The following is a 16673-nucleotide window of genomic DNA, read 5'->3' on the forward strand; positions in this document are numbered from 1 at the left end:
AGTTCACTATTCCTTCCGTTGGTGGTGGACCTGAATCCACGCAATGGCGGGGACCTGAATGTTGATGACCCCGGCCAGTGGGACCGGGTCTTTGTTGGTCAGTAGCTCGACGTGTTCGAGGGTGATCTCGTGTCGGTCGGTGTAGGTCACCGTCCCGGATAGCGAATCGTTGTTCAGGGTGGTGACCACGACCTGCTGTCGCAGGTAGATGTCGTGATGTTTGCCCACGGGCTCGGTCCCCTTTTTTTGTGGTTGGTCTTAGACGGCCCGTACGGTGCCGCCATCCTCGTACGCTGACCGGGTCGGTGCCGGCCCGTTCATGCCCTCCGACAGGGCGTCCAAAAGCGCGGACACGCCGTCGATCTTTTCGGAGCTGTTGGCTTTCGATGGTTTGACGTTGCCGGCCGGGTCCATATCCACGGCCAGGTTGTCCACACACCACATGGCGACGGGGTTTCCGCCGTGCCGGACCCTGGGCCGGTGTTGGCCGGGCTTGCCAGCGGCCCCGAGCTTGACGAGCCGTTGCAGCTCCACCAGCGCCGCGTTCATGGTGGCGTAGCCCTGTCCGACCTTGATCATCGGCATGTCCTCTTCGACAAGGTCATTGACCAGCTGCGAAGAGTTCCACCGGTCGTAACCGATGGAGGCGACCTCGAACGTCTCAGCATCGGCGAGAATCTGTTCTTTGATGAAGTCGTAGTCGGAGACGTTGCCCGGCGTCAGCGTCAACCAACCGTCTTTGACCCAACGGGTCGCGTTGCCGCCGGTCCGTTCGTCCAGGGCCGGGAGGTTATCCTCCGGGGTCCAGAACCGCCAGATCGCGTCATAGCCCTCGGTCTCGTCCTCGAACGGGATCAACCAGCACAACGCGTTCAGGTCGGAGACCGACGCGAGGTCCAGGCCTCCGTAGGCTACCCTCCCGGCCAGGTCTCGCTCGTCAATCCTGGTCCCGGCGTTACGTTTCCAATCGGCCAGTTCAATCCACCCGGTGGTTTCCTTGGTGCGGATCCCCAACCGGAGTCGCTTGAACGCGGCCAGCTCCGCCGGGGAATTCTTCGCCTTATTCGCTGCCGCCCGCATCGACGATTTCGTCGGTGTGACCCCGTAACCAGGGTTAGCTGCCTTCCACGTGGACTCTTTGAAAGGGTCCGCGTCCTTATCGGCGGCGAAAATGACCCCGTAAGTGGCCTCATCTTTGAACACGCCGCGGGCGAGTTTCTCGATATAGGACCGGTTCGAGGCGTAAGGAGTGTTCGTTTTGCCTTCATCAGCGGTCGTGATCTTGAAAATCAGCGGCTGCTCACGGGCGCCGGTGCCGGTCTCGAGGGCCTCGACGAGGTCCTTTTTCCGGTGAATGTGCAGCTCGTCGATGATCGCACCGTGCACGTTGGCCCCGTGTTGGGCCTCAGCGACGGCGGAAACAACCTGGAAGTAACTGTAGGACCGTTTGTGGATGATCCGGCCCTTGACCGTGTCGAACGATCGTTGCAACACCTTCGACGACTCGGCCAGCTGCTTGACCGGGTTGAACACGAACTCGGCCTGATCCTTAGTCGTGGCCGCCGCGATCACCTGCGCACCGGCCTCATAATCGGCCCCGGTCAGGTACAGTCCGATACCGCCGCAGATGGTCGACTTCCCGTTCTTGCGAGGAACGTCGACGGTCGCGTTGCGGATGATCCGCACCATCCGGGTCGGGTCGTCCTCAGACGGGTGAACCCACCCGAAAACCGGGGCGAGGATGTGTCCGACCTGCCACGGCGACGGGTCCAGCGGTTTCCCCGCCCAGGTGCCCTGCGTGTGCCGCAGGGTGCGGAACGAGGCGATGACGTGATCGACCCGTTCGGGGTCGAAGACCGCGTCCTTGACCCACGACGGTTCCGGTGTCTTCACCAACGGTGGGCAGTCCGGCAGCTCGTAGCCGCGGGAGAGCAGGTAGAACGCGACCTCCGGGGAGAGCTTCAGCCGTTTCAGGCGCCGCGTGGACGGCATTTTTACCTGGTTCACCGTGAGAGGAGTAGCCAACACGGCCGATCATCACCTCTTCACGTCATCGTTCAGGCGAACGGGTTACCCGCCGCGTCATCCTCCTCCGGTCCCTTCAACCCAGCCTCAGCGGCCGGCGTCAAACCGAACTCTTTGCACCACGCCCGGAACTCACGACCGGCCGATTCCTCAACCTTCACCCACGGGGCAATGACCTGCCCCTGCGAGTTCTCCGACATGATGCCCTCGGCCTGCCGCAACCGGACAGCCTGCCGCCACCGCGAGAACGTCTGACAGACATGCTCCATCGCGGCCGCATTAATCGGCTTCAACAAGCCCGCATCCTTGGCCTGGTCAATGATCTGATCCCACAACCAGTTCCCATCAGCGTCGAGCTCATCGGGATGCTCCGGCTTGGAGGGCAGACCTTTGCCGAAGTTCACCTCGGGAGGCAGCGGGCGTCGGGCGGCGTTGCCTTCGATCAGGCGCATCGCCCTGGGTTTGGCGGCCGGTCCTGGCATTCAGGCTCACCTCCCGTCGGTGCATGTGTATGCAAAAGTTTTCGTTGAAATGTTCGAGGGGTACTCGTCAACCTGCGCTAGCGTGCGCATTTTGACCCGCGCCGCCCAGGGAAGGCCAGAACTTTGTTCGATTGACTCCCCTCCCCCTGTATGAATATTCAATCCTGGATGGATATACAGGATCGTTTTTCCTAGGGGCCGGCAGGTTCAGATCCTGCCGTCGGAGGGATTGCTTTTTCGAGCATTGGACAGTCGGCGCAGGATCGCAAGTTCACGTTTCGTTTTCTCCGTGTGGCATGGAGTTTCGTGGATCGGGGCGAGGTTGTTTAGGTCGGTCTTGGCTCCGCCGAGGGCTATGGCGAGTTTGTGGTCGACTTCGGTTGCCCCTGGTTTGCCGCATATGTGGCAGGTGCCGTGGTGTTGTGCCATGACTGTGACTTTAAGTTCGGACCATTGGTGTTCGGTGATGCCGAGTCGTTGTGTGGTGGTTCGTTTGTCTTGTGGTCGCCTGCGGTCTTGCCAGCCTGATGATTGGTGTTGGTCGCAGCGTCCTTTGTTGTTGGCGAGGTTGGCGCAGCCTGGTTGCGTGCAGCGTGAGGGTGGTGCTTTAGGCATCGGTTTGTTGGTGGTGTGGTTCGATGCTGTGGATGCCGGGGAGTGTGAGCATGCTGTTATAGGTCAGCATGATGTCGCTGCTGTAGACGTTGTGTGCTGCCCACTTGATGGTCTTGCCGCCGGGGAGGATGGCGTGGATGTATCCGGGGCCGTCGGTCCCTTGGACTCGTGCGGTGAGTGTGGGTAGGAGGATGATGGGGCCGTTGGGTTCGATGGTCAGTATTAGCCCGGTGCCGTCTTCGTTGACGGCGATCCTGGTGGTGGTCTCGTTCATGGTGTGGGTCCCCTTGGTGGTCTTGGTGGGGGGGTAGTACAAACCCCCAGGACTGTTCGGGTCCTGGGGGTTTGTGGCCGTTGTTTGAGAACGGTTATTCAGTTGTGCCGCGTGTCACTTTAGGAGCGTGTCTGTGCGGTTGCGCCCTCCCCTGTTTCCTGTTTTTGGGCAGGCGGGAAGTTCTTTTCCAGGATACTTGTGGATAAGTGTGGGGTGCAATCACCATTGTTTGTCTGGTCATTACCGTTCATTTTATTTTCTGTGAATATTCTGAAAAGCACCGCATTTTAGGCCGCATCATCAAAAACATGATCCAACTTCGAGGCCAACCATTCCCAATCAGCCATCGGCCAACACGGCAACCCCTCCCACCACGTCGAGACCTCATGCTCGGACGGTACACAAACCCCCGACTCACACCGGACAAACGGCACCGTCTCACCGTTGGCATCCAGGCACCGGATCACCAACGTCTGATACCAACACCACGGACAGACCGCCTTCAACCGCTGCCCGTCAGTGACCTCCCCCAGATGCTCCCTCGTCCGGTGCGCAGTATCAGCAGCCCAGCCCGCCACTTGCCGGGCCCAAGACCCCGATGCCGGACTGACCGGAACGAGACCGTCCAAGCCCTCCAGAAGCTGTAGGACGGGTCGCTCGGGGTTCCGCCCCGCCTGGATCGTCCAGTCGCGCACACCGGCCGTTATGCCCTCGATGAGGGCGAACGTGGTCAGGTGCATCGGGGCAGGTCCGGAGCTGGTTGGTGCGGTTTCTTCGCCTTCGGGTAGCCATCGGTTGATTGGCTCCCGCCAGGGTCGCGGGGATCCTTTGAACCGGTATTCGTTCAGTGGCTCCCACCGTTGTGCGAGGTAGGCGAGGTTGGGGTTACGCATGCGGGTTCTCCTTCTCGGTGATGACCAGTTCGATGCGGGGATTGTTTTTGTCTTTGCCGCCGTGGTGGATGTGGGGCCCGTCGAGGTGGGTCCAGTTGTCGTCTGGGATCAGCCCGTAGTCGACCATCCCGTCGATCGCCCACTTCAGCACCGGGTAGGTATTACCTGGGTCGTACCGATTCAGGCGGGGCTTGTAGATGAAGGCGTCGATCTGGATGTAGTCCAGGCCGGTGGGTAGGCCGGCCTGGATGCTGGCGTGTTGGCCGGCTTGTCTCCAGGTGGCTGCGTGTTTGGCCCGGTACCACTGGCCCTTTTTGGTGAGTTGGTTGATGGAGACCAGGGTTTTGGCTCCGAGCGGGATGGTCAGCGTGGAGGTTTTGTCAGTGGCGGTGACCTGGACCCTGACCGGCGTTCCGTCTCGGTAGGCGGTGACGTATCCGTCCCGGTTTGGGTCTGCGGGGCTGTGTGCCATGGTGTGGGCCTTTCAGAAGGGTGGTGGCTGGTTGGCCGGTGGTTGCGGTGCCGGTGGTTGTAGGAGGGGCTGGCCGGGTGGTGGGTGGCCGCAGATGTGGTTGGTCAGTAGTGGTGGTGGGTGGTTGGGGTTGTCGATTTCGTAGAGGCGGAATGTGCGGTCGGTGGTGGTGAGGTGGTAGAGGGTTCTGCCTGCGATGGCGTGGATGGTGGCTTGTTCGGGTGTGAGGGTGGTGGTGTCGGTGGTGGTTCGGGTTGCTGCGGTGTCGTCGTTGTAGCCGGTGAGGATCATGGTGTGGCAGGTGGGGCAGGTGTGGAGTCGTGCGATGCGTTGGGTGTTTTGTGCGGGGTGTTTGATTTCGTTGAGGATCCAGTCGCCGGTACCGGGGCGTGGATGGTCTTGGGGTAGGTCGATGCTGGTTTGTTGGGGTGTGGCTTTATTCATGTTGGTCTTTCGCGACACAAGCTACACATGGTCCAGTTACTTTCTCTGCGTGGGCGCGCAGGAGCTTGATAATTGTCTTTTTGTGTAGTTGTGTAGCACCCTCGATACCTTTAATGTTTGTCTGGTGATAACCGTTAGTTGCTGGTCATTAGGGTTCATTCGGTGAAAGTTGTGTAGCTTAAGTAGCGTTTTTCGAGTTGTGTAGCAGAAATCGGCCATGTCGACTTGGCAAGCCAGTCTTGCTTCAAGGATCGTTGCTACACAACTTTCAGCCGTTCACCCGAACAAATCGGCCCGCCCGTGGTCAGCAGTTTCTGCCTCCACGTCGGAGTTCAGCTGCACTCCCCCATAGACCCGGTCCGCACCAGAAGGGACGGTTGGTGCTTCCCGGCCGACAAGGAGGCCGTGGTGTTTGAGTTGCGTTGCAAGGGCTCGTCCTTTGACGGGTTCGTCACCTTCTTCGGTGCAGTAGCTCTCGTATGCCAGACGGAATCTCTTAACCGATGCTGTGTAGTGGGGGTTGCCGGGGTGGACGGTGCACCGTTCGTCGAGGAACCGTGTCACGGTGTCCTGGGATTCTTTGTATTGCTCGGTGGCTTCGGTGACGATCGCGGGTTCCTGCAGCCCGTTGCGGTAGCAGTCCGCGGCGCCCCTGACGATCCACGCGAGGATCGCCGGGGCGTGTTCATTGAGTAGCAACCCTTGCAGGTCCTCGATCCGTTCCTCTTCGGTGAAGGTGTGGGTGAACGGGATCAGGCGCAGTCTGCGCCAGAAGGAGTCGCCGCCGGATTCGACGGTCGGGTAGAAGTTCCCGGAGAGCCAGAAGGTTCCTGTCGGCCGGAATTCGAAGTAGTCCTGGCGCATGAATCTGGCTTTGATGGTGTCGCCGCCGGTGAGTTGTTTGACTTTTTGCTCGTCGAATTTGTCGGAGGCGTTGACTTCGGATCCGGTGACCATTCTGGCTCCGGCTATGTCGGCCACGCCGGTGGAGTGCTCTTGGTATTTGGAGGCCATGAAGAATCCGGAGGGTGTGGTGGCTGCGTAGTCGTTGAGGATCCCGGTCATGGTTTCCATGAGGACTGATTTGCCGTTTGCTCCGGATCCGTAGGCGAAGGGGAGGATGTGTTCTTTGACGCGGCCGACGGCGGTGTATCCGATGAGGCGTTGAAGGTAGTCGATGAGTTCGGGGTGGCCGGGGAAGGTTGTTTTGAGGTAGGTCTCCCACATGTGGTTGTCAGCTTTGAAGTCGGGGGTGACTTTGGTGGTGCGGGTGTGGAGTTTGTCGGGGTCGGGTGGTGTGAGTTCTCCGGTGGTGAGGTCGATGATGCCGCCGGGGGTGTTCAGTTCCCAGGGGTGGGAGTCGAATTGGTTGTAGGTGATGGCGATGGCGGGGTTGTTGCGTGCTTGGGTGAGGGTGTTGGTGATGCCGAGGGCGGAGAGTGATTTTTTGCGCCAGGATTTTTGTTGGTTGTCGTCGGCGGGTAGTTGTGCGGCGGTGTGGATGGCCAGTTCACGGACCTTGCCACCGTCGGGTGATTGTTGTTCCCAGACGTGGCCGTTCCAGACGTACCAGCGGCCGCGGTCGGTGCAGTAGCGGATTTTGTTGTGGTGGGTGTGGATGAGTAGGTAGGCGTTGCCGGTGTCGGATTCGACGGGTATGTCGACTGTGTTATTGGCAGTCGGCGATGATGAGTTCTCCTGTGCGTTTTTTGATGAAGATGTATCGGGTTCCATCGTTGAACTTGCATTCGATACCGGAGTCGGGATATTCGTCCGGGGCCCAGGGTTCGTAGGTGAGGAGTCCTCCCCGGTTGGCGCTGTAGGTTCGGATGATTTCGATGTCGAGGTCGTTGAGGTTGACGTTTCCGATGGTGAGCATGAGGGGTCCTTTCGTGTGGCCGGCATGATGTCGGCGATGTTGATGGTTGCTTCTTTGCCCCACCCGTCGTGGGCGAGGGCCTGTGCGGCGGCGGTGAGGTCGCCGCCGTGGTTGAGGTGGGCGTGGACGTAGAACTTGGTCAGTGGTTCGTCGGTGGGCAGGTCTGTGCTGGTGGAGAAGACGTACATGCGGTCTCGGTCTTCGGCCAGGCTGGTGGTGGCTGATTTGTCGTCGGGGTGTGTGGCGGGGTCTTTGCCGGGGCGGAGCCATGCTCTGCCGGTCACGCCCTTGTGGGTGGTGAGGCCGATGTATTGCCAGCCGTGTGGGGTGAGGATTTGGTCCCAGGTGGTTTCGAGTTCGAAGTGTTCGCCGGGTTTTTTCCCTTCGGTCCAGTCCCCTGCTCCGGTGTTATTCGATGCTGGTGCTGGGGATGGTTTTGGGGTTGGTGGTGTTTCGTCGGAGGTGGCCAGTAGGGCGTGGAAGGTCTCGCGCTCGTCGGCGGTGAGGGTGGTGATGGTTTCGGGTCCGCCGGTCAGTCGTACCCAGGGGCGGCCGGTGTGGTGGTGGGTGCCGGGTGTGGGGGCTGCTATGAAGTAGCCGCCTTGGCCGCGGGTTTCGATGAGGACTTCGCGGTTGTGGTTGCGGGCGAGGACGGTGTTGCCGGGTACGTCGATGCCTTCGAGACGGTAGATCCAGTGGTAGCCGCCGGAGGGTGATTGTTCGGTCCAGCCGGCCATGATGCGGTTGATGAGCTCTCCGTGCCCGGCTTCGTGTGCTCGTTGGATGAGTGTGGGGATTTGGTGGGCGGCGCGGCCTTCGATTTCGGTCATTTCGAGGCCACCGGAGCCGGTGCCGGTGGTGATGCCGATGCCGTGGCTGGTTCCTTGGGGGAACCAGTTGTCGATGTTGGTGGCTGGGACCGGGTCGGTGGCCCATTGTTTCCAGGCGATGGCGGGTCGTTTCGACGTGTCGTCGCGTGTGGGGATGGTGTTGATGCCGTGCCGGTTGAGCTCGACTGCGGTCTGGTTGATGTTGAGGGTGTTCATGGTGGTGTGGTTTCGCTCCTAACTGTGGTTGCGCAGGTTGGTGGGGGTATATTGGGGGTCCTTCTCGGTGGTGAGTGTGAAGGCGAGGTAGGCGGCTACAAGGAGGGCCGCTGGGAGGATGATGCCGATGGCGAGGGCGATGCCGGCGAGGGAGAGGGCGAGGGTAGTGAGGTTCATTGGTTTTCCCCGAGTACGGCCTCGAGGGCGGCGCGGGAAGCTCTCAGACATTTACCCGCGTGAATTGAGTCCACGCTTTCCCACGGCTCCGACCCGCGTGTGGTGTCGCGATGTATGCCCTTTGCACCTGTCTCGATCATGTCGTCGGTGATGGCCCGTGGATGACTGGACAAGGCATAAGCAGCTCCATCGATGAACGACTCACGGCTGCACTCCGCGTCGCCCCAGTCATCCACGGGTTCGCCGGTCTCAATATCGACAGGCTCTGGGAAGCGCTTAAGCGCCTCCTCGCGGGCTTTGATTGCTTCGAGGTCCAGGTCAGTCATTTCGTGTCGTCCCTCCCGCCGAGAGCTTCTAGTGCATTCGCGGCGGCACGGTAATCCGCCGCGTCTCGCCATGCGCCTATGTCGTCGGCCCTGTTTGCGGTGCCACGGAGGTGTCGAATTGCCAAGTAATGTTCAGTCGTCATCGCTGTCGTCCTCTCCGTGGGTGGTTTGCCAGGCGGCGTTGAGCCCGTCGAGGATTTGTTCCTTGGCGACCCGCTGATGCAACCGGTCCAACTGGTCCCAGCGCGGGATGAGGTTCTCCGCGATCGCTTCGACGGTGGCCTCGTTGATGGGGAGGGTCCGGGCCTCTCTCATGCCTGCTCCTCCCCCATGAGTTCCTGGAAGCTCAACACCTCGTCGTCATCGTCGGTGGTGGTTTCGTTGATGAGGTGGCCGAGGCCGATGTAGGCGTCGGCCAGGGCGAGGTGGGCTTCCATGTCGTTGACCAGCCCTGCCTTATTGGCGTGCTCCGCTTCGGCGATGTGCGTCTCCGCTGCTTGGATGTAGTGGTCTGTGGTGTTCATGGTTTTAGTTGTCCTGTCGGGTTGAAATGGTTTTGATGTTGCTGTTGAAGCCGACGGTGACGCGGACGGTCGTGGTGTCGGTGGAGCCTTGTGCATAGGCCCAGGAGACGAACTTGGACAGTTCTCCGAGGGTGAGCCCGGTTTTCTTGTCCTCGGCGGTGACGGTCATGGAGGGTGCTTTCATGGTGTGTTCCTTCTTGGTTAGGTGAGGTATGTTCCGGCTTCGCCGTAGGTGTCCAGGTGCCGGGGTGTGTGGGCGTGGATGAGGTGTGCTTGTCCGAGGGCGAGGGTGGTGGCCCATCCGTTGGGTACCGGGGCGAGTTGGAGGCTGTGGCCGCAGAGGCGGCATGCCCATTCCCAGGCCCAGCCGTGGGCTTCCGGTTGTGCCCGGACGGTGATGTAGGCGCCAGCCGGTCTCATTCGGCCTCGTCCTGGTAGAGCCGACGGACGGGCCCCCCGGTCGAGTACCCCTGTTTGAAGTAGTCGGGGTGCCTGAGCCGGTACGTGTTGTCGTAATGGACGATGCCGGCGGTGTCGTATTTCCTGCTGGGTTTGTCCGGGATCGCCTGTTCGAGTTCGAAGCGTTCGCTGTAGTAGGCGAATTGTCCGAGCCGGTAGAACCGGTGCTCGGATCCTTCGGCCACGTGTTTGGTCAGGGTGATGATGGCTTTCAGTTGCAGGGCCCGGCGGGTGCCGATGATGCCGGCGATCCGGTGGAGGATCATGGTGGTCCTTTCTGGTGGTCGGGGTGCCCGGCGTCGAGGGAAACGTTGCTGTGGTGTGTTTTGGTTTGAGCCCTCCAAGCCACATCCACGTGCTTTTTCCTTGTTGTGTTTTTCCTCGACGCCGGGCGGTCTAATGGGGCCGCTGGTTAGGCGGCGGTGTTGCGGTAGGTCTCGACCACCGTGGACGTGACGGCCGGGTTGCCGATGGCGTTGACGATCGAGGTGGTGTCGACGTTCATGGCCAGCAGCTGTTTGATGCGGGCTTCAGTGTCGGCATCGACCGTGTTCGGTGCCTGCTGCGGAGCCGGGGCCTGTTGGGTGTTCTGTCCGTTGTTGAACTGGCCCATACCGGGTGCCTGCTCTTGGGCCGGTGCGGGCTGACCGTCGATGGGGAATCCCTGCTGCGCATACTGGCCCGCCTGCTGAGCGGGAGCCTGCTGCGGGGTGGGGCGTCCCATCTGGTTCTCAGTCGTCGTCGCCGGTCCCTGGCCCTGCCCGGCAGCACTACCGAACATGCCGCCACCGGCGGCCGGGGCCTGATACCAGGCTTGATAGATTTTGCGAGGATTCTGCGGGTTCTTCGACTCCGGGTCCGTACCGGTGAAAGCGACCCGCAATTTCCCGCCGATTTTCAAATCGTCGACTCCGGCAGCTTTGACCGCTTCCCGGATCGCCCAGAGCAGTCCGCCCTGTTTGCCGGATTCCAGGACCCAGAGTCCGCGCTTGCCGTCATCCGATGGGTCCTGCGGGTCGCGCTGGTCGGTGGCGAGAGTGACCTTGACCTGCATCATCGGGTCCCCGGAAGGCCAGAACGATGGTTCGGTGGTCTGGAATTTCGTGGCCTGGACGGGCTCGCTGATTTCTACGATCTCGCCTTCATTGACGTCGCCGACCGATTCGAACTTGCAGGAATGGGAAGCGGGAGGGGTGAACATTGACATGGTGGTCTTTTCCTTTACTGGTTGTGCTGTTTCTTATTAGTTGGCCGCGAACATGGAGCCCGCGGTGGTCTTCGCTTGAATCCGGTTTCCCGGCGCGCACCAAGGGCACCACCGGTCCTTACAGGGCTCATACGATTCGAGGACCTTCTCGGCTCCCCTGTTGGTGATGTCCTGCTGTATCTGGTTCGCCCTGACCAGCGCTTTCAGCGCGATCATCGGGTCGTAGGGCTCCCACCAGAAGTAGGAATCCGATAGCTCCCCGTCCCGCGGCAGAAACGCGATCATCACCGTTTGCACCGGGTAGCCGGCGGTCTCCCACCCTTTCCCGTAGAGGTGAGCTTGGGTCCGGTACTGGTTGCCGGGCCCCTTGGACCGGTATTGCTTCAGTCGGGTCGGGCCGACAAACTTCCAGTCGATGACCGCTCCCTCGTCAGGGATGAATAGGTCGGTGGAGCCGGTGATGTACTCGTTGCCGATCTGGCCGACGAGGACCCGTTGTTCGACTTTGAATTCCTCCGGGTGGGCGCCGAACCATTCCTCCATCTGCGCGTGGCAGGCGGTACCGACGGTGGGTTTCCAGGCGGGGCCCCGTTCGGGTTCGGTGTGCCCGGCGAGTTTGTGGATCAGTCGTCGGGTGCAGTCCATCCCGATCTCGGAGGGGCCGATGCGTTTCTGTTGGGATCTGGGGTGGTTGGTGATGTTCTCTTCGATCGTGGAGATCAGGGCTTCGGCTATCAGGCGTGGCCCGGTGTCGGCTTCGGTGTTGCCGGTTTCGGCGATGCGGATGGTGGTGTTCATTTCGTATCGCCGCCGGTAAAGAAGTGTCGGTCCAGGCGGGCGGCTTGGAGGTTTCGGGCGTGCTCCCAAAGGTCCTGTACGGCGTCGTCGGCAACGTTGGCGTCCCCGGCGAGGTTGTTTAGGACGGTGAAAAGGTCATCGGGGGTTTCGTATTCTCCGGTGATCCGGTCCCCTACTTTCGTGTGGAAGTAGGAGAACATGGTCGCGGTGGTTCGGGCGATGAACTCGTCTTGCCGGTCTTTGTCCAAGTCGGGGAAGTTCACCCCGAGGGCCTGTGCAAGTTCTTTCATCAGTGGCGTCTTGCGTTGGGCGTCGATGACCTCGTCGACGGCGTGCTGGTCTTTCATGCGGCCCTCCCCTGCTCCGTTGATCGATATGCTCGCTCGGAGGCGGACCGGAAGTTCGCGGCGATGCGGATCAGGTCTTGGTGAAGGATGCTTAGGGCTGTTTTTGTTTCGGCGTCGAGGTGGGTCCCGGCGTCCCCGGTGAGGGTTTCGACGTGGATGGTGACGCGGTTGAGTGTTTCGGCGATGGTGGCGTAGCTCATCGTCAGGATTGCTGGGTACGCTGCCCGGTTGTTGCGTGCGGTCACGCCGGCCTGGATGTGCCGTGTTTGGGTTTGGTGTGCGGCTTCGACCAGTAGCGTGTTCAGTTCTTCGCGGCGGACGATGGATAGGTCGTCGATGGGTGGTTGTTTCATGGGGGTGCTCCTAAAGCGGTGGTGGGGTTTTATTTGACGGTGACGCGGTTGTCGTACCGGTCGGAGTAGTCGTCTTGGACGGCCTTGGAAATGCGGTCTTTGACCAGGACCATTTGCGGTTCGGTTTCCTCGTAGAACTGCCGGTGGGCTGCAGGTGGGAAGTCCTGCTCGAAGCGTTTTTTGTTGAATCGTTTGGATTCGGAGACGGTGATTTCAAAGGCTCCGGCGTGGTATTTGCCCGGTTCGAGGTTGCGCAGGTGCTTGTTCAGCTCGTCCCGGCGTGCTTGTAGCGGGGCGATTTCGTTGTCGAGGTCGACGATTTCGGCGACGATGTCGGTGATGGTCGCATCGGCTTTGATGGGCTCGTTCTTGGTGGTCATTTAGAGGTCTCCGTTCTTGGTGAGGTGGCGGGTGTGTGTGGTTACTGCGGCCCAGGCGGTGGCTGCGGCGGCCAGTGTGAGGCCGTTGAATCCTCCGGTGGTGGCGATGGAGGCTACGAAGAGGAGTAGGGCGAGGGCCGCGAGGATGAGGGTGTTCTTGTTCATGCGGCGTATCCGGTGGGGGCGTCGCTGAAGGTGCGTTCTTCGATGAAGGCGTCGAGGTCGCTGGCGCGGATCCTGGTCTTGGCTCGTCCTGTTCCTTTGCCGAGGTCGACGTAGGGCAGGGATCCGTCTTTGATGCGTTTGTAGATGTAGGCGATTGAGACGTCGATTTGTTTGGCTGCGTCTGCGACGGTGTAGAGCCGTTGGGCTTGGGCGGTTGCGGGGGTGGTCATGGTTGTTTGCTCCTAGGTGGTGTGTCCTTTCCCCGTAGGATCAGAAGCGCCAACTACCTGGCCGTTACGAGAAAAGGAAGTATTTGTTATGTCTGAGCTCGCTACGCTCACTATTGATCCCGCAGCCGCCTCCCCGCAGAAGATGCAGATGCCTGTTGGGACTCTTGGCGCTTTGCAGGAGCTATATAGGGTTTTGATCAACTCCCCAATGCCGCGGCCTTTGATCTTCACGTTCACCGACGAGAAGGAAATTCAGACCTGGACGGTCCCTGTAGGATCGCCTGTCCAGTTCCATTTCCCGCTTGGCTCGTTCGATGAGGAACAGGACGCTCGGTTCAAACGACAAGTGAGCCAATTGGAAGATCGGGTCAATTCCGGTGAAGGGATTACTTTTGACGCGAACTGGGAAATCGTCGATCATTCCGAAACGGCCTAATGCCGCGCCAATTTCTGAATATCGTTGAACTGATCCTTGTTTAGCCGGTGCTGGATGTGGTCGCCGGCTTCTTCTAGTCGTCGCATGATGTGGCGTTGGTTGGCTGCTGTAGTTGCATGGGCTCGTCCTTGGTTAAAGGGACGGGCCCATCGTGCTTCGCGGAAGCGATGCTTAATCTCGCCGAGGCTGTAACCGGTCCAGTACAAGGCAGTGTTGATCATGGTTTTCTCCCGATGGCGTTGACGCTGTGCATTCATCACGCCACCTGCCGTTCGTTGTTTGTTCCATTTGTCAATTGGGGCATGGGTTTAATCTCCTCCTCCAAGAACAGGTCCTCCCAGGGGATATCCAGGCGTGCCGCTATGGCCAGCGCCAGATCCTCGGAGAGGGTGGGTAGCTTGCCGTTCTCTAGCTTGTAGATGGTGTTCTGGGATCGGCGCACTAGGTAGGCCAGATCGCGTTGTGAGTAGTGGCGTTGCTTGCGCCATCTGCGGATCATGGCCGGGTCTTTGACCTTCATCCAATAATCCTTCCGGTAGGTGCGGGGGCGCTTGTGCGCTATGGATACTGACATCATGCCTCCTGAAAATCGCTTTGACAACTGCACTATGCACCATACGGCACTTAGGTGTCAAGGCGACACCCATGAACTACCTAAGTGAACAGGTAGAGTTGTTGGTTGTCAGTTGTCACCGAACTTTTTTCGGGCACTTCCAGACGTGAAAGACAATCAGGGAGTCTAGGGACCGTGAACACACCGACATCGCTACGCGAACTCGCCGAAAAGGCGGTTGCAGATCGCGGGCTCTCCGGCCGACGCCTGGCTTTTTTGGCCCAGGACCACGGCTTCGAGCTCACGCACACGACCTTCAATCATCTCCGGGCAGGTACCTACAAAGCTCACCCCAGCGAGGACACTCTTCGTGCCCTTGCCTGGCTTGCTGGCGTACATGAAGACGTGGCGTTCACTCTCGCAGGACGACCTACCCCCGGCCCCCCACTGGCCGAGGAGCTTCCGCCCGGCTCGGACAATCTGTCCCCCAAAGCGCGCAAGGTAGTCATCGACCTGCTCCGAGTATTAGTGACAGCTGAGCAAGGAGTTGATGATCGTGGCAACACGACCCCCATAACCCAAGCCGGGCAACCCCCGGCCCAACCCAACTACCAACCCGGCCCGGACGAAGCCATCGGACCCGGCGAAGCCGGCTACCTCGCACCACCCGAAAACTACGAGTACGACCTCGCCGCCGACAACACCTCCTCCGAAGGACAGCAGTTGCGTGGGCCCATAGATGAGATCGAAGAGGAAGGCAATCGAGACTAATGGGTCGAAAGATCATCCTGAACGGTCGTGCCACACGCAAAGGCGGGATATGGTTCAAGTATCGGGCGAATACCGGAGGATCCCCAATCAATTCTGAGCTGTCCGTCCTTGACCACCTCGACGCCACGGACAAGCGACTGGTCATTTCCCAGCTCAAGCTCAAGGCAAAGCTGGCGACTCAGGGTAAGTTAAGAGTTCCGCGGGAAACCAAGGTCATGAAACGGAGCGGTGGAGAGATCGCATCGCTCCGGATCCAGATCAACCAAGATGCGCCCCGAGAAGAGGACCGCTTGTTGTTCCGCTTGTACTATGCGGAGCCGAACGAGGTGGAGAAGTTGTTGCTGGCGTTAAAGTTCGGGCGAAAGGTTGTTGCTCAGGGCTCGGAGGCTCAGAATATCCACATTGACACCTCGTTCACGCGGCTTACCAGCGATCATGCAACACGTGGGTTCTGGGGGCTCCGAGCGGAGGCGAAACTTCGAGGGATAGACTGTGAAGTCCCGGAGTACATGAACCATTTGCCAGGAGAGGAGATGCCATGAACACGAGCACGCCAAAGCAGCGGGCCATGGACAATATGATGGAAGCCTGGAGCAGGGTTATCGATAGGCTCATTACCGCACGGGAACGGCAGGACATCTCCCTCGAGCATATGGCAAAACTGGTCAAGCTGAACACTGACGACCTTGACGCCATCGAGTGCCTGGATTCCTCTCCGCGGTTAGAGGTTCTCGTTCGCTACGCAGACGCAGTCGGGATGGAGCTGAAGCTGGACGCGACTGATTTCGAGCCCCTCGACGGTGCCTCACCAACTCACAAGATAACTTCTGAATCACGCCCACGTGGCAAATGGACAACCCGATTCACCCGCGACAAATCGAGAGACTACAAGGTGAGATCTTCAAAATGAATCCTTTGGAGACATTACGCAACTCTCTGGAATTTCAGACACTGCGCTTTTCCCGCCTGGAAGCAACCGCTGCGCATGCGCTCGGAATTACTACTCCGCAATCAGGCCCGATGGAAGCTGCTGTCAGAGTCAATCACGGTATGCGGATGGCAGGACAGAACGAGAAGACCACCAGAACAGTGATCTTCCGTATGGCCGCCGAAGTAGAGTCAACAGACATCGGATCCATCAGGGTCGAAATCGATGCACTCTACTTGTCGCAGACCGATCTATCTAGAGGCTCGATTGAAGAAGCCGGGATTGAGTTCGCGGAGACAGAGATGTCGAGCATCGCCTATCCTTACCTCCGGGAAGCAGTGGAAAACCTCTCAGGCAGAGTCTTCCCAGAGCCACTCGTTTTGCCGGCCAACCTGCTACAACAGCAACCACAATCATCGAGTAGCGACTAATTTGTTGTACATGGCTTAAGTTGTCAGCCCCTTCGACTACTAATCGAAGGTATGTTCGATCCTTGGTTTGAAACAACGTACCGCGGCATCCGCATCTACCTCGCCCACCTACGGGGACGGTCCGCTTGCACCGACGGTAGACATATCTGGCTCGACGTGAGGCTGACTCGCGTTGAAGCCCGGTGCTCACTGACCCACGAGCTCATCCACATGATCCTCGGGCACCAGTGCACCCAATGCGCCTGGATAGAAGCACGCGTCCGCGAACGGGCAGCACGATTATTGGCGCCCATTTCAGCAATCCTCGCCAGAGCACAATCCCAGGAACACCCGGCCGACATCGCCGAAGACCTCGACATCACCCTGGCCGTCCTCACCGACCGAATGACCACCCTCACCACAACCGAGCGCTCCCAGCTGCGCGAAGCGACCCTGCCCCATCTTGTCGCCTGAAAGGA

The 16673-nt window shown here is 59.8% G+C and carries 32 protein-coding genes; 6 read left to right on the forward strand and 26 right to left on the reverse strand.

Annotation, left to right across the window (positions count from 1 at the left end):
* Positions 1–6 precede the first annotated feature (6 nt).
* The 24 genes from sake_RS09575 to sake_RS09690 form a co-directional block, all read right to left on the reverse strand.
* Positions 7–228 (reverse strand): hypothetical protein, encoded by a 222-nt coding sequence (locus sake_RS09575; protein ID WP_178945911.1) that lies wholly within the window; start codon positions 226–228, stop codon positions 7–9.
* Positions 229–258: 30 nt separating this feature from the next.
* Positions 259–2028: a terminase large subunit gene (locus sake_RS09580; protein WP_197964425.1), complete on the reverse strand. Its 1770-nt coding sequence runs from the start codon at positions 2026–2028 to the stop codon at positions 259–261.
* Between the two features lie 29 nt (positions 2029–2057).
* Positions 2058–2507 (reverse strand): phage terminase small subunit P27 family, encoded by a 450-nt coding sequence (locus tag sake_RS09585; protein WP_178945912.1) that lies wholly within the window; start codon positions 2505–2507, stop codon positions 2058–2060.
* A 207-nt stretch (positions 2508–2714) separates the two neighbouring features.
* A complete protein-coding gene (locus tag sake_RS09590) occupies positions 2715–2936 on the reverse strand; it encodes an HNH endonuclease (RefSeq protein ID WP_178945913.1) in 222 nt (73 codons plus the stop codon).
* A 178-nt stretch (positions 2937–3114) separates the two neighbouring features.
* Positions 3115–3396, reverse strand: coding sequence for a hypothetical protein (locus sake_RS09595; protein WP_178945914.1), 282 nt, complete (start codon positions 3394–3396; stop codon positions 3115–3117).
* A 287-nt stretch (positions 3397–3683) separates the two neighbouring features.
* Positions 3684–4289 carry a hypothetical protein gene (locus tag sake_RS09600; protein ID WP_178945915.1) on the reverse strand — a complete coding sequence of 202 codons (606 nt, stop codon included), beginning with the start codon at positions 4287–4289 and terminating at the stop codon, positions 3684–3686.
* Positions 4282–4761, reverse strand: coding sequence for a hypothetical protein (locus sake_RS09605; RefSeq protein ID WP_178945916.1), 480 nt, complete (start codon positions 4759–4761; stop codon positions 4282–4284). The genes sake_RS09600 and sake_RS09605 overlap by 8 nt, the downstream gene beginning before the upstream one ends.
* Before the next feature lie 12 nt (positions 4762–4773).
* The gene (locus tag sake_RS09610) at positions 4774–5205 is read right to left on the reverse strand and encodes a hypothetical protein (protein WP_178945917.1); all 432 of its coding nucleotides are present in this window, start codon (positions 5203–5205) and stop codon (positions 4774–4776) included.
* Positions 5206–5481: 276 nt separating this feature from the next.
* Positions 5482–8130 (reverse strand): phage/plasmid primase, P4 family, encoded by a 2649-nt coding sequence (locus tag sake_RS09615; RefSeq protein WP_178945918.1) that lies wholly within the window; start codon positions 8128–8130, stop codon positions 5482–5484.
* 18 nt (positions 8131–8148) lie between these two features.
* Complete coding sequence (locus sake_RS09620; RefSeq protein WP_178945919.1) at positions 8149–8307, reverse strand: hypothetical protein; 159 nt, start codon at positions 8305–8307, stop codon at positions 8149–8151.
* On the reverse strand, positions 8304–8633 hold the full coding sequence (locus sake_RS09625) for a hypothetical protein (RefSeq protein ID WP_178945920.1): 330 nt from the start codon (positions 8631–8633) through the stop codon (positions 8304–8306). Before sake_RS09625 ends, sake_RS09620 begins: the two co-directional genes overlap by 4 nt.
* The gene (locus tag sake_RS09630; RefSeq protein WP_178945921.1) at positions 8630–8776 is read right to left on the reverse strand and encodes a hypothetical protein; all 147 of its coding nucleotides are present in this window, start codon (positions 8774–8776) and stop codon (positions 8630–8632) included. Before sake_RS09630 ends, sake_RS09625 begins: the two co-directional genes overlap by 4 nt.
* Positions 8766–8948, reverse strand: coding sequence for a hypothetical protein (locus tag sake_RS09635; RefSeq protein WP_178945922.1), 183 nt, complete (start codon positions 8946–8948; stop codon positions 8766–8768). The genes sake_RS09630 and sake_RS09635 overlap by 11 nt, the downstream gene beginning before the upstream one ends.
* Positions 8945–9157 carry a hypothetical protein gene (locus sake_RS09640; protein ID WP_178945923.1) on the reverse strand — a complete coding sequence of 71 codons (213 nt, stop codon included), beginning with the start codon at positions 9155–9157 and terminating at the stop codon, positions 8945–8947. Before sake_RS09640 ends, sake_RS09635 begins: the two co-directional genes overlap by 4 nt.
* A gap of 4 nt (positions 9158–9161) precedes the next feature.
* On the reverse strand, positions 9162–9341 hold the full coding sequence (locus sake_RS09645) for a hypothetical protein (protein WP_178945924.1): 180 nt from the start codon (positions 9339–9341) through the stop codon (positions 9162–9164).
* Positions 9342–9358: 17 nt separating this feature from the next.
* The gene (locus sake_RS09650) at positions 9359–9577 is read right to left on the reverse strand and encodes a hypothetical protein (protein ID WP_178945925.1); all 219 of its coding nucleotides are present in this window, start codon (positions 9575–9577) and stop codon (positions 9359–9361) included.
* Positions 9574–9882: a hypothetical protein gene (locus sake_RS09655; protein ID WP_178945926.1), complete on the reverse strand. Its 309-nt coding sequence runs from the start codon at positions 9880–9882 to the stop codon at positions 9574–9576. Before sake_RS09655 ends, sake_RS09650 begins: the two co-directional genes overlap by 4 nt.
* A gap of 146 nt (positions 9883–10028) precedes the next feature.
* Positions 10029–10823, reverse strand: a complete 795-nt coding sequence (locus sake_RS09660) for a hypothetical protein (protein ID WP_178945927.1) — start codon at positions 10821–10823, stop codon at positions 10029–10031.
* A gap of 36 nt (positions 10824–10859) precedes the next feature.
* The gene (locus sake_RS09665) at positions 10860–11621 is read right to left on the reverse strand and encodes a hypothetical protein (RefSeq protein ID WP_178945928.1); all 762 of its coding nucleotides are present in this window, start codon (positions 11619–11621) and stop codon (positions 10860–10862) included.
* Positions 11618–11968, reverse strand: coding sequence for a hypothetical protein (locus sake_RS09670; RefSeq protein ID WP_178945929.1), 351 nt, complete (start codon positions 11966–11968; stop codon positions 11618–11620). Before sake_RS09670 ends, sake_RS09665 begins: the two co-directional genes overlap by 4 nt.
* The gene (locus tag sake_RS09675; protein WP_178945930.1) at positions 11965–12321 is read right to left on the reverse strand and encodes a hypothetical protein; all 357 of its coding nucleotides are present in this window, start codon (positions 12319–12321) and stop codon (positions 11965–11967) included. Before sake_RS09675 ends, sake_RS09670 begins: the two co-directional genes overlap by 4 nt.
* 29 nt (positions 12322–12350) lie before the next feature.
* The gene (locus sake_RS09680; protein ID WP_178945931.1) at positions 12351–12701 is read right to left on the reverse strand and encodes a hypothetical protein; all 351 of its coding nucleotides are present in this window, start codon (positions 12699–12701) and stop codon (positions 12351–12353) included.
* On the reverse strand, positions 12702–12866 hold the full coding sequence (locus sake_RS09685; RefSeq protein ID WP_178945932.1) for a hypothetical protein: 165 nt from the start codon (positions 12864–12866) through the stop codon (positions 12702–12704).
* A complete protein-coding gene (locus sake_RS09690; RefSeq protein WP_178945933.1) occupies positions 12863–13096 on the reverse strand; it encodes a helix-turn-helix domain-containing protein in 234 nt (77 codons plus the stop codon). Before sake_RS09690 ends, sake_RS09685 begins: the two co-directional genes overlap by 4 nt.
* An 88-nt stretch (positions 13097–13184) precedes the next feature.
* Here sake_RS09690 and sake_RS09695 point away from each other — a divergent pair, with 88 nt between their 5' ends.
* On the forward strand, positions 13185–13532 hold the full coding sequence (locus sake_RS09695; protein ID WP_178945934.1) for a hypothetical protein: 348 nt from the start codon (positions 13185–13187) through the stop codon (positions 13530–13532).
* Here the strand turns inward: sake_RS09695 and sake_RS09700 are convergent.
* Together sake_RS09700 and sake_RS09705 are read right to left on the reverse strand one after the other, a co-directional pair.
* Positions 13529–13792 (reverse strand): hypothetical protein, encoded by a 264-nt coding sequence (locus sake_RS09700; protein WP_178945935.1) that lies wholly within the window; start codon positions 13790–13792, stop codon positions 13529–13531. The genes sake_RS09695 and sake_RS09700 overlap by 4 nt on opposite strands.
* The gene (locus tag sake_RS09705) at positions 13789–14109 is read right to left on the reverse strand and encodes a helix-turn-helix transcriptional regulator (RefSeq protein ID WP_197964426.1); all 321 of its coding nucleotides are present in this window, start codon (positions 14107–14109) and stop codon (positions 13789–13791) included. Before sake_RS09705 ends, sake_RS09700 begins: the two co-directional genes overlap by 4 nt.
* A gap of 171 nt (positions 14110–14280) precedes the next feature.
* On the opposite strand from sake_RS09705, the gene sake_RS09710 reads away from it, so the two are divergent.
* From sake_RS09710 to sake_RS09730, 5 genes are read left to right on the forward strand one after another with little or no spacing between them, the layout of a single operon-like run.
* Positions 14281–14856: a hypothetical protein gene (locus sake_RS09710; RefSeq protein WP_178945936.1), complete on the forward strand. Its 576-nt coding sequence runs from the start codon at positions 14281–14283 to the stop codon at positions 14854–14856.
* The gene (locus tag sake_RS09715) at positions 14856–15398 is read left to right on the forward strand and encodes a hypothetical protein (protein WP_178945937.1); all 543 of its coding nucleotides are present in this window, start codon (positions 14856–14858) and stop codon (positions 15396–15398) included. The genes sake_RS09710 and sake_RS09715 overlap by 1 nt, the downstream gene beginning before the upstream one ends.
* Positions 15395–15766, forward strand: a complete 372-nt coding sequence (locus sake_RS09720; RefSeq protein ID WP_178945938.1) for a helix-turn-helix transcriptional regulator — start codon at positions 15395–15397, stop codon at positions 15764–15766. The genes sake_RS09715 and sake_RS09720 overlap by 4 nt, the downstream gene beginning before the upstream one ends.
* On the forward strand, positions 15763–16215 hold the full coding sequence (locus sake_RS09725) for a hypothetical protein (protein ID WP_178945939.1): 453 nt from the start codon (positions 15763–15765) through the stop codon (positions 16213–16215). The genes sake_RS09720 and sake_RS09725 overlap by 4 nt, the downstream gene beginning before the upstream one ends.
* Before the next feature lie 51 nt (positions 16216–16266).
* The gene (locus tag sake_RS09730) at positions 16267–16668 is read left to right on the forward strand and encodes an ImmA/IrrE family metallo-endopeptidase (protein ID WP_178945940.1); all 402 of its coding nucleotides are present in this window, start codon (positions 16267–16269) and stop codon (positions 16666–16668) included.
* Positions 16669–16673 lie beyond the last annotated feature (5 nt).

It is taken from the genome of Kocuria sp. TGY1127_2 (assembly GCF_013394385.1).
Classification (GTDB): domain Bacteria; phylum Actinomycetota; class Actinomycetes; order Actinomycetales; family Micrococcaceae; genus Rothia.

Coding starts and splice junctions, on each gene's coding strand:
- sake_RS09585 (WP_178945912.1), bottom strand. CDS start 2,507: ATGCCAGGACCGGCCGCCAAACCCAGGGCGATGCGCCTGATCGAAGGC.
- sake_RS09590 (WP_178945913.1), bottom strand. CDS start 2,936: ATGGCACAACACCACGGCACCTGCCACATATGCGGCAAACCAGGGGCA.
- sake_RS09595 (WP_178945914.1), bottom strand. CDS start 3,396: ATGAACGAGACCACCACCAGGATCGCCGTCAACGAAGACGGCACCGGG.
- sake_RS09600 (WP_178945915.1), bottom strand. CDS start 4,289: ATGCGTAACCCCAACCTCGCCTACCTCGCACAACGGTGGGAGCCACTG.
- sake_RS09605 (WP_178945916.1), bottom strand. CDS start 4,761: ATGGCACACAGCCCCGCAGACCCAAACCGGGACGGATACGTCACCGCC.
- sake_RS09610 (WP_178945917.1), bottom strand. CDS start 5,205: ATGAATAAAGCCACACCCCAACAAACCAGCATCGACCTACCCCAAGAC.
- sake_RS09615 (WP_178945918.1), bottom strand. CDS start 8,130: ATGAACACCCTCAACATCAACCAGACCGCAGTCGAGCTCAACCGGCAC.
- sake_RS09620 (WP_178945919.1), bottom strand. CDS start 8,307: ATGAACCTCACTACCCTCGCCCTCTCCCTCGCCGGCATCGCCCTCGCC.
- sake_RS09625 (WP_178945920.1), bottom strand. CDS start 8,633: ATGACTGACCTGGACCTCGAAGCAATCAAAGCCCGCGAGGAGGCGCTT.
- sake_RS09630 (WP_178945921.1), bottom strand. CDS start 8,776: ATGACGACTGAACATTACTTGGCAATTCGACACCTCCGTGGCACCGCA.
- sake_RS09635 (WP_178945922.1), bottom strand. CDS start 8,948: ATGAGAGAGGCCCGGACCCTCCCCATCAACGAGGCCACCGTCGAAGCG.
- sake_RS09640 (WP_178945923.1), bottom strand. CDS start 9,157: ATGAACACCACAGACCACTACATCCAAGCAGCGGAGACGCACATCGCC.
- sake_RS09645 (WP_178945924.1), bottom strand. CDS start 9,341: ATGAAAGCACCCTCCATGACCGTCACCGCCGAGGACAAGAAAACCGGG.
- sake_RS09650 (WP_178945925.1), bottom strand. CDS start 9,577: ATGAGACCGGCTGGCGCCTACATCACCGTCCGGGCACAACCGGAAGCC.
- sake_RS09655 (WP_178945926.1), bottom strand. CDS start 9,882: ATGATCCTCCACCGGATCGCCGGCATCATCGGCACCCGCCGGGCCCTG.
- sake_RS09660 (WP_178945927.1), bottom strand. CDS start 10,823: ATGTCAATGTTCACCCCTCCCGCTTCCCATTCCTGCAAGTTCGAATCG.
- sake_RS09665 (WP_178945928.1), bottom strand. CDS start 11,621: ATGAACACCACCATCCGCATCGCCGAAACCGGCAACACCGAAGCCGAC.
- sake_RS09670 (WP_178945929.1), bottom strand. CDS start 11,968: ATGAAAGACCAGCACGCCGTCGACGAGGTCATCGACGCCCAACGCAAG.
- sake_RS09675 (WP_178945930.1), bottom strand. CDS start 12,321: ATGAAACAACCACCCATCGACGACCTATCCATCGTCCGCCGCGAAGAA.
- sake_RS09680 (WP_178945931.1), bottom strand. CDS start 12,701: ATGACCACCAAGAACGAGCCCATCAAAGCCGATGCGACCATCACCGAC.
- sake_RS09685 (WP_178945932.1), bottom strand. CDS start 12,866: ATGAACAAGAACACCCTCATCCTCGCGGCCCTCGCCCTACTCCTCTTC.
- sake_RS09690 (WP_178945933.1), bottom strand. CDS start 13,096: ATGACCACCCCCGCAACCGCCCAAGCCCAACGGCTCTACACCGTCGCA.
- sake_RS09695 (WP_178945934.1), top strand. CDS start 13,185: ATGTCTGAGCTCGCTACGCTCACTATTGATCCCGCAGCCGCCTCCCCG.
- sake_RS09705 (WP_197964426.1), bottom strand. CDS start 14,109: ATGATGTCAGTATCCATAGCGCACAAGCGCCCCCGCACCTACCGGAAG.
- sake_RS09715 (WP_178945937.1), top strand. CDS start 14,856: ATGGGTCGAAAGATCATCCTGAACGGTCGTGCCACACGCAAAGGCGGG.
- sake_RS09720 (WP_178945938.1), top strand. CDS start 15,395: ATGAACACGAGCACGCCAAAGCAGCGGGCCATGGACAATATGATGGAA.
- sake_RS09725 (WP_178945939.1), top strand. CDS start 15,763: ATGAATCCTTTGGAGACATTACGCAACTCTCTGGAATTTCAGACACTG.
- sake_RS09730 (WP_178945940.1), top strand. CDS start 16,267: ATGTTCGATCCTTGGTTTGAAACAACGTACCGCGGCATCCGCATCTAC.